Annotated in this window: 1 protein-coding gene; it reads right to left on the bottom strand. The window is 52.0% G+C overall.

What is annotated here, in order from left to right:
- Positions 1 to 275 precede the first annotated feature (275 nt).
- Positions 276 to 1583, bottom strand: a complete 1308-nt coding sequence (locus QUA04_RS29530; RefSeq protein WP_333264318.1) for a glycosyltransferase family 4 protein — start codon at positions 1581 to 1583, stop codon at positions 276 to 278.
- Positions 1584 to 1715: the final 132 nt, after the last annotated feature.

Raw genomic sequence — 1715 nt, 5'->3', positions numbered from 1 at the left:
AGAGGTACTGGAATAAAAACTAATCCTCCTATTTTTAAAATCTTAAAGCCTCCCAAGCCTTAAGTAAACCGTATTGGTTTATCACCCTCCCTGAATAAGTTGATTAATTGAAAGAATGAATCTCTTAAAAAAAAATTCAATTTAAAATTTTTATGTTGCCGATTATTGGCACAAAAAGTGACCATAAAGCCAGAAAAATTAGGCGCAAATAAATTTTGGGGGCTGGCATTTTTCAAGCATTCCCAGTGCAGCGAGTCAGATGGGCGGAATGTGCGCTAAAGAGTGCACAAAAACTCCCGCAGTTGGACACCGATCGCCTCCAGAGAAAAATGAGTTTCTACCCGAATGCGAGCACGCTTGCCCAACTCCCGCCCCCACGCCCGATCGTCCAAAAGCCGGCCGATCGCCCCTGCCAAAGCTGTTGCATCCTCACGAGGCACAACAATCCCGCCGTCAGCTTCGCCCCCCTCGAAAATATCCGGCACTCCAGGTGCGTCAGCAGCCACAACGGGCAACCCGCAAGCCATCGCCTCCAGGGGTGCCACCGGAAACCCCTCATGCCGAGAAGGCAAAGTATAAACGTCAGCCGCCGAGAGGTACTGCCGCATCAAAGCGCGATCGCGCACGTATTCATTAATCCAAACAATGCCCGGAAGCTGCATTTGAGCGAGCCGCTGGCTCAATTCCTGGGCGTCGCTACCAGTCCCCACCAGCAACAGCCGCAAATCTCGGCCCGGGCGATCGCTGCATACCCGCTGCCAAGCTTCCAGCAAAATATCTAACCCCTTGCGGCGGATGTCAATCCGCCCGTGACAGGCGACAATTTCAGCATTACTGGGAAAACCCAGCAGTTGTCTAGCTTCCTCGCGATCCATTGGCTTCCACAGCTCCACATCCAGGGGGTTAAAAATGCGAGCAATCTTGGCAGGAGGCACGCCATAGCGAGTTTGCACGCGCTGTACCTCGGTTTGCGAAGCAATAATTAAACCCGCGCTCGCTTTGAGGGCGAGCGGGCGCGACACGCCTTCCCAAGGACTAACCTGAAAATCGCCCCCCTGAAACGTGGCAAAGACAGGCAACTTCATCCACTGCCCCAAAAAGCTGCAAGCGTCGAAGCGCGGATACTCGTATTCTTGGCAGAGAATCGCTTGGCAGTTTTCTCGCCGCAGTTCGCCCGCCAGCAACCCCAACGGTGTCGCCAGATAAGGAGCCACGCTTTTCACCCCTGTTAACACTAGGCGGCGGACGCCTCGAACCTCTCCAAACATATCCTGAACTGTCCACCCTTGAGGGTTGACCATCTGGCGGCGAACAGCTTGGTAGAGTTGAGGTGCGGGTAGGGCGCAGATTGTTGCTCCTGTGCCTTTGTGGGTGTAGCGCACAGGTTCCGTTACGCTGCCGGAAATACAAAATAGGACTGTCCGCACCCCTGCTCGCCGCAGCGCTTCAATGTAGCCAAACATCCAGCCGCCCGTCATTTCGTTGCAGAAAGCTTCAAAGGAAACCCCGATGGTGTCTAAAAAATCTTCGATTAAATCGCCCCAGTGCAGGAGAGCGATCGTGGCTTCTGGTGGTCTACTCATTGTTTACTGTTTTTCTAATTTTATTGACTAACGAATTCTCATATCATGTCCGGTCGATTAACCGTGATTAAACTTTTGCCTCCGGCCACCAATAGAAATGAGTCAAACCACTGATTAACTGTTTGAGATTTA

It is taken from the genome of Microcoleus sp. S13_C5, assembly GCF_036700845.1.
Lineage (GTDB): Bacteria > Cyanobacteriota > Cyanobacteriia > Cyanobacteriales > Microcoleaceae > Microcoleus.
The sequence above is the reverse complement of the archived record's forward strand: the minus strand, read 5'-3'. Positions and strand labels throughout refer to the sequence as shown.